This window comes from Corynebacterium sp. HMSC08F01, assembly GCF_001807545.1.
In the GTDB taxonomy this organism is placed as follows: Bacteria; Actinomycetota; Actinomycetes; order Mycobacteriales; family Mycobacteriaceae; genus Corynebacterium; species Corynebacterium coyleae.
The window spans coordinates 1-8,114 of sequence record NZ_KV789311.1; the positions used below are offsets into that span (position 1 = coordinate 1).

Here is an 8,114-nt window from a genome sequence, read left to right on the forward strand (position 1 = left end):
ATCGGTCGGATCAACCGGCTTCACACCAGAGGAATCAACCGTGGTCTTCTCGGTTCCCGGAGTGACAGGCGCGTCGTCATTTTCGACAGTCACCGGAACATCAACAGTGTCGGTGGTGCCATCCGGGTAGGTCACAACAACCGGGACCGTGATCTTGTCACCCGGCTTGGCATCCTCAGGGATGGTTACCTTGATCTCACCGGTGTTCTCATCGATGGTCACACCGTCTGGGACGTTCTCACCCGGGGTGAACTTGGTGCCCTCAGGAGCCTTAGTGTCCTTGCCGTCCTTGTCTTTAAAGACAGGCTTGTCCACCGTGACGTCCTCACCAGGCTTGCCGGAGCCATCCTGGTCGTACTTAGGCTCGTAGACGTATGCGTCGTTGCCGACCTCCGGATCACGCGGGTTCTTATCCTCAGAATCCGGGATACCGTCATTATCGTCATCCTCGTCGGTGACATCCGGCTCACCGTCACCGTCGGTGTCGAGCTGGAACTTCGCAGTCGCATCGTCAACAGTGCCGTCCGGGTAGGTCACCTTCACCGGAACATCGAATTCCTCCGGAGCAACCGGCTTACCGTCTTCACCCAGCTCCTTGATCTTCTCCGGATCAGCCTTCACCGTAACGTCACCGGTTTCCGGATCAACCGTCACGGTGTAGCCCTCAGGAACAGTCCAGTCGCTGCCATCTTCGTTCTTCAACTCGAACTTAGAACCAGCAGGAACCTTCTCGAACGGCTCACCATTCTTAGTGAACTTCGGATTCGAAACCGCAGGATCCTTCGCCGGATCGACCAACTTGGTGTCATAGCTCGGCTCGAAGACATCGTTGTAAGCCTTCTTCGGGAAGAACTTCACATCAGCAACATCAACCGAACCATCGGCATAGGTCACACGCACAGGAACAACAACCGGATCCTCGCCATCCTTCGGCAAGTAGTTCTCCGGAATAGTCACCACACCGGTCTCCGGATCAATCTCAAAGCCTTCCGGAACACCGATCTTCTGCTCCATCACCGGAACAGGATTGCCTGCCTCATCCAGCACCTGCTTTTCCTGCAGATTGCCTTCATCATCAAGCACCGGATCGCCGTTCTCATCGACTACCGGCTCAGTTGCGAACTGTGGGCTGCCATCTGCATTACGTGCCTGTTCCTCGATCGGATCACCGTTTTCATCCCTCAACGGGATACGGAACGTCGGCGCAAACTCGTACTTCTCGCCCTCAACCGAATCGGTGACGTCGTTTTCCTTATCAACCTTGACGCCATCACGATCTTCCTTGAAGAACTTCGGCGGCAGAGACTGGTAACCATCGGTTTCCGGATCCTCATCCCAGTGCACATCACCGTAACGCGGATCAACCTCAGCAGCCTGATCAGCCGTCACAGAGAACGAATCAGCAGCAATCGGATTCGGGCCAGCATAGAACCATGCGGTAAACGTATCGCCGTCCTTAGCCGACTTCGGCACCGTCAAAGACGCATTCGCTTCATCACCGCACTGCTCAATCTGCGTGCCAACATCCGGATCACGCGGATCAACACCCTCGATCGGCTCGCCGGTTGCTGGGTCAACTACCTTGCCGGCAGCATTCGTCCACACAATACGGTTTGCCGTACCCGGCAACGCACCATCAATAGCCAACTTGGCTACATCCTCACGGTGCGCCAGGTTGTTCATATTGTCGAAATTCACTACATGCAGCGCGAGATTATTCGCCTCCGGCGAGCCCGTCACCGCAAAGTTCATGCTCGCGACAGCGCCGGAAAGCCTGTTCGGCGTCGGGAATGCAACCCAGTTCGACGCCTGGCGCGAGAAGTTGAACTTAAACTCCATCGGCGCACCAACCGAGTGCGTCTGGACTACGGTGCCAGAAGCATCCTCAACCCACGCATAGTAACCACGGTTCTTCGCGACCTCATCATAGTCGCCCTTCAGGTCGAGGGCGTACTGGCCAGTCTCATCCGTGGTCGCAACCCAGGTCTTGCGCAGCCACTCAGGGTGCTCCTTAACCAAATCCGCAACAGCACCAGGACGAACGAACATGTCCTGCTCATGCGCATTTGCCAAACCGGTAATGCCCTCTTCAGTCAACGTGGTGAAGTACACCTTGTAACCGACGGCAGGCGTATCCTTCGAAGTCGAAGCGGGAGTCTTGAAGGCAGGACCGGTCACGATGTTGGCTTGATCTGCGCCAAGGCCAGTCTCATGCCACACACGGCCAACGATGACCTCATCACCGGTTACGGTGCCAAGATCACGGCCTTCAGCGTTGCGGCCGACGAGCGGGTTCTCCGAGACTTCCTCAGCCATCATGAAGTTCTTGCCAGTCTCAGGATCAATCGGCAAGTACCCCATCCAAATGTGGGCACGCTGGTAGTTCGTGCCCACAAGCGGGAACGTACCGTGCTTTGCTGGGAACGCCGATTGCCACTGACCGGTCGTCAAACCCGGTGCCGTACGCATCGGGTACATCAACAGACCTGAACGCTTTTCAACCTGTGGCTCCGCCCAGATGCGAATCAGCTGACTGGACACAGCACGGAACTGGTGGAAGTTACCATTCGAATCGGTAAACCCATCACGCAGATCAAAGGCAAAACGTCCCTGACGAGTACCTACCTTGTGGGTTTGGGTCTCATACACCGGAGACACGGTGCCGTCTTCATCCATCCACTGCATGAACACACGGGTGCCGTCCTCAACGAAGCGACCTGTGCCAGGAGTAATCGTGCCGTAGCCACCGACACCAACGAAGCCAGACACAGTGTGCTTCGCATTGGTGAAGTCAGTCACCGAGGTGGTGTAGCCATTTGCAATCGCGTCAACAACCTCAGCACCTTCAGTGTTAACCAGCTGGGTGTTGTAGCGCGCCATCGGATCATTTGGATCCAGACCACACTTCGCTGTGTGTCCATCAACCGTATTCACCTCAGATCCAGTTTCAGCAGCAAACGCGACCGGCTGTGCCAACGGCGCAACAAGTGCAAATGACAGAGCAGCCGCTGCTACGGACGTACCGCGACGGCGACCAATGTGACTTTTTTTCATTAAATTCCCTCCAAAAAGTCTGAGCGTCATAGGTTCATGACCCTGACGAGCAAACAAAACACACCTGCAAACAGGGCCTATGGACACCACCGTAAAGAAAGTGACAGGGGACGGCAATGCACCCACTAGCTCCATGACAGCTGTTACCACCCTGAGATAGATCAATGACACTCGCCATCAAAAGCGCTGGCCAGTACTGTTATACAGGCGTATAATATTACCTGTGCTCCACCTAAGAGCGGCGGAAAAGTGAGCCCGGCAGGGTGCGCAGGGGCACTTCCAGCAAATTCCGTAGTTGTCTACAGTTTTAGGGAATTAGTTATCTTTTCGAGGTCTTAATGCCTTAGGAAAATCTGAGCCTTTCACCATCACCCCCTAACGGGGGTAATTAGTGACGTTTTAATGGTCACGTGTAAAGACTACGGAAACGTAAAAACGCCTGTGATGGGAAGAATCCACCACAGGCGTCGAACCTACGAGGCAACCGGGCCCCGGCACCGTGAGCCTAGAACGGCAGCTTGAACTGCTCGCCGTTCTTGAACCACCAGCCGAACAGAGCGGTGAGGGCGCCGAGGATTACCAAGGCAGCGCCGGCGATCGCGCCGCCGTTCGCGGAGGAGCCATCAGACGGCTTCCCTGCCGAATCCGAAGGGTTCGCAGTCTCCACCGGGCCGCGGGTCTGGGTCACCGGGGCGGGCGCCGGCTTCGGCGTCGGCGTCACGGTGACGGTCTCCTTCGAGGTAGGCGCAGGCGACGGCGCAGACGTGGACGGCTCGGGCGGCTGCACGACCGGGCGCAGCACCTGCTCGACCTTCTTCTGCTCCTCCTTGTTCACCTTCGCGGACGGGAGGTCCTTGAGTACCTTTTCGGCTTCCTGCTTGGTCAGGTCGAGGACGGGGACACGGAAGGTCTCATCGAACACGGTCTCACCGTTCTGGTTCTTCACCGAAAGCTCGACAGGCGTGTTCGGGCCCTTCACCCCAGCGAGGTCCTGCATCGGGATGGCGAGGTCGCCGGCGTAGTTGTCCTTATCCGCGATGCCAGCCAGGGCAATGTCCTTGCGCGCGGACTTGCCGTTGCCCCAACGGGCCTCCACGGTGAAGGTGTGGGCGTCGATGCCCTTGTTTTCCACGCGGACATTCAGCGCGTTGTTGGGGTGGTGGAGAACGATGCCGTTGTGGGCGTCGTCGATAAGCAATGCCCCTGCTTTGAGATTGTTATCGGCAGCGGCGAGCACCGCGAGCTCGTAGACAGTCAGGTCCTCCTCCGCCAACTGATCGTGCTCGTGCGTGACGCCAATGATGCCGTCAGCCTTGCCGATGTAGTTGGAACGCAGCACCAGATTCTTCCAGTCCGCGGGGATGGTGGACTGGCCGACGAAACAGAACTGATCCTTCAGGCCCTCCGGGCACTTGTCGTAGAAGTTCTTGCCCGAGTTCAGCGCGTGGCCGTCCGCCTTCGTCTCCTCGGCGGAAAGCCCGAAGCGGGAGAACTGGTACAGGTAGTTCATCGCGGAGTTGTACTTCGGGATGTAGTTACGCTCCTGCTGGCCGCTCGGGTAGCCGGCGAGCAACTCGGCGTACTTGTGGCTCTCCTCGGTGGGGATGCCGTCGTGGTCGAGGCCGAGGACATGGCCGAACTCGTGAAGAATCGTCCCCTTGAACTCCTCTTCTGTGGTCAAGCCAGCGCCCTTAGCGACGAAGAAACTCTCGCCCTGCAAACCCAGCCCCGACGAAAGTTCTCCAGGGGCAATCGTGTCGCCGATCACGCCGACATGCCACACGGCGTCGCGCTCGCCGAGCAGGTCGTTGTGCCAGCCCTTCATCGTGTCCACGCGCGACCTGCCATCCTGGTCGAAGGAGTACTTCGCGTACGGCAGCTTCTCCTTGTTCTGACCACCGCGACGATCCGCCACCGGGATGCCCGGGGCGTACAGCGCGCCTGCGTCGATGTGCAGGTTGATGCCGTTGTCACGGAACAGCGCCTCCAAGTCCTGGAGCATTTTGCGGGTGGGGCGGTAGAAGTTCTTGTTCAGCGTCGCGCACTCTTCAAACGAGAGCACGTCCTTCGCCGTCGGGTTGAACCGGCCGCGGTCCGCGCAGCCACGCTGCTCCCACTCGGACGGCATCCAGTTCAGCTGCAGGAACACGTCCGGGTGCTGTGGGTCGGCGCCCCACTTGGGCAGGTCGATGACGGTGCCGTCTGCAAGCGTGAAGCCCTCTTCTTCCCAGATGTCGGGCAGGCCGTCGCCGTCGGTGTCGGCGGCGTCTTGCTGGGTGGAGACATCGATACGCACGCTGGTTTCGAAGCGCCCGGAGGCGTCGGTCCTGCCCACCCAACGACCACGCTGGGCCTCGGCGGAAGCGCCGATGTGGCCGCTGACCTCCTCGCCCGTTGCGGCGTTGAGCGCCTTGAAGTCCTTGTCCGCGGCGGTGGCGAACGTCCCTTCACCGAAGGTGACGTCGACCTTGTAACCGGGCTTCACCGGCGTGAGGTGGAAGCGGTTGGCACCCGCGTCAAACGTGCCGGTGTAGTCCGCCTCGAGCGCTTTGAGCAGGACGGTCGAATCAAGCCGCACCCGAGTGCCCTGCGGCGCCTCCACGACGGTGTTCACCGTGGTGGAACGCCCCTCAATGGTGAAGGTGCGGGTAATCGTGGCGCTGCCATCCTTGGTCACCATGGTGACCACATTGGCGTTGCCCTGCTGCCTGCCGGTCACGGTGGTGTTGCGATCCAGCGAAACGTCCGTGCGGTTCACCCACACATCGGTGAACAGGCGTGCACTCAGCCCACCCGGTGCGGAGTACGGGTGCGCGTAGTGCAGGTCCGTGAACCGGCTCGGCTGGATGAGCACGCCGTCGAACGCACCGTTAGTGGCATCCTGCGCGACCTGGTAGCCGCCTTCGTATTTCTGAACTGCAGCATCCGCTGGCGTTACAACGAGCGGCGCGACCATCGCAGTACTGAGCAAAACTGCAAGTGCTGTCTTCTTCAAAGCCATGATCCTTGTCCCTTTTGCTAGAACTTGATGCCAAAGTTGCGCAGCACGTCACGCACCGCGTCCTGGTTGATAAACGCAGCCCACGCAGCGCCGCCGATCACCGCAAGCACACCAAGGATGATCGCAATGACCCCTCCGGTGCTCGAGCCGGTGTTGCACGATTCACTAGATGTGCTGGAAATGTTGGATGTGCTCGAGTTGCTTGAGCCGTCGTCGCACGCCGGGTTTGCTGTTACGCCTGTGCCGGTGACCTCCACTCGCGCCTGGATGCGCTCGACGGAGCCGTCGGCGTAGCGGACATCCACCGGCAGCACTCGCGTGCCCGGCTTCGCGCCAGCATCCGCCTGCACTGTGATCACGCCCGTTTCAGAATCAATCTCTGCCTTCAGACCCGCAGCGTTGCCTGCCAGAGAGTAGGTCGCGCCGACCTTCTTGTCCAGTGGCACCTCGAGTTGCAGCGAAGTGCGCTCGCCTGGAGCAACCTTCGACGCAACGTACACCGGCTGGTGCTGGGTGGTCTGTGGCTTGGTTGCCACGACGGTGACGTTGACCGTGGTTTCGGACCCATCCGGGAACTTCACCACCACCGGCACAACGACCTGGTCATTCGGCTGCACCTTGTCGGTGGTAACCACCGTGACCTCGCCGGTGTCTTTGTTGACGTCCACTGACCAGTTCTCGTCCGAAAACGCACCGATATCGAACGTTGTGCCATCTGGCAGCGCCGGTACGACGTTCGCGTCCAGCACCACGCCTACCGGAACCGTGACCAGCGCATCCTTGACCGGGATGGTCTCCGCCATCGAGGTCGCTGCCTGCGGGTCAACGAAGGCAGTGTTGCTTTGTTGCGATCCATCCGCGTACGACACCGTCACCACAACCTCTGCGCGGTGCTCACGCGACTGCGGCGCGGTTGCCGTGATCAGGCCCGTGGTCTCATCCACCTGGATGCCCCAACCGTTGAGGTCCGACTTGTCCCGGTCGAGCGTGAACGTGGTGCCTTCCGGCAGGTCATTATCGCCCACCTGCTTGACCTGGGTCTGCTCGCCTGGCGAGGCGGAGCGGCCGACCTCGTACTTCGGGTCATACATCTCGGCGTAGGCGCCAGGGATGACCTCGAAGATTGCTTCGGTTGTGTCGGTGGTTCCGTCTGCGTACGTGACCAGCACTGGAACCGTGATGAGGTCACCCGGCTGCGCATCCTTCGGTGCGGTAACCTCAACGCGGCCGTTGTCTTTGAGCGTGCCCGGGCTTTCGACCTTGAACGTCACTTCTCCTGCCGTTCGCAGCGGCTGGCGACGGAACTCACGCCCATTGACGTAGCGGGTCAGGTTCGGCGTAACCGACGTTGCCGACTCCCCCACCCGCACATACGCACGCGGGTACACCGGATCGAACTGGTTGGTGAGTGGCGGCTCGGGGGCCGCTGGTCCGACCGCGGTCTCGGTGGTGTTGCCTGCTTCATCGCTAACCCGGATTCTGTCTTCCGAATTCAGGTCAATATCCGTAGGCACATCGACAGACCAGTTGCCGTCCTTGTCAGTGGTGGTTCTGATCGGGTCTTTCACACCCGGAATCGTGACAGAGATGTCCTCACCCGGACGGTCACCCTTACCTGTGATCTTGCGATCACCAGGCTTCACTGGGTTGATGAGCGGCGCGGTGGTGTCACCCTCGTCAGCGACTGCAGGGTTGGTGCCACCCTCAATCTCATCCTTGTTCGAGATGCCATCGCCATCGAAGTCACCGTCCGGATCCAGCAAGGACTTACCGTCCTTACCAACCAGATCGAAGCCAGCGGTTGCAGAGTTCTTCGAGCCATCGTTGTACTCAAAGTCGACATCTACCGACGGACGAACATGCGGAGTGAAGATCTCCTTGAACTTCTCCCAGCTGCTATCGATGTTCGGCAGCTCAGACTCGATCTTCTCAGCGACCTTGTCGTAGCCAGGAGCCGTTGCCTCAACAACACCGTTGGTCTCGCCAGTCTTGAAGGTCCAATCCTCAGAACCAGCAGACGGCTTACCCGTTGCTTCCTTCACAGGAACATCGGTCTTGC

Annotated in this window: 3 protein-coding genes; all 3 read right to left on the reverse strand. The window is 59.4% G+C overall.

Features of this window, described 5'->3' with window-relative positions:
• The coding region (locus HMPREF3171_RS06015) for a YPDG domain-containing protein (RefSeq protein WP_141743368.1) at positions 1-3,054 on the reverse strand (3,054 nt) is incomplete at its 3' end.
• A 505-nt stretch (positions 3,055-3,559) separates the two neighbouring features.
• Positions 3,560-6,055, reverse strand: coding sequence for a hypothetical protein (locus tag HMPREF3171_RS06020; RefSeq protein WP_070483648.1), 2,496 nt, complete (start codon positions 6,053-6,055; stop codon positions 3,560-3,562).
• Positions 6,056-6,072: 17 nt separating this feature from the next.
• Positions 6,073-8,114 (reverse strand): YPDG domain-containing protein (locus tag HMPREF3171_RS12090; protein ID WP_168161880.1); only part of this gene is annotated, 2,042 nt, incomplete at its 5' end.

Excerpts from the sequence above, each read along its gene's own strand:
- HMPREF3171_RS06020 (WP_070483648.1), bottom strand. The coding sequence starts at position 6,055 with ATGGCTTTGAAGAAGACAGCACTTGCAGTTTTGCTCAGTACTGCGATG.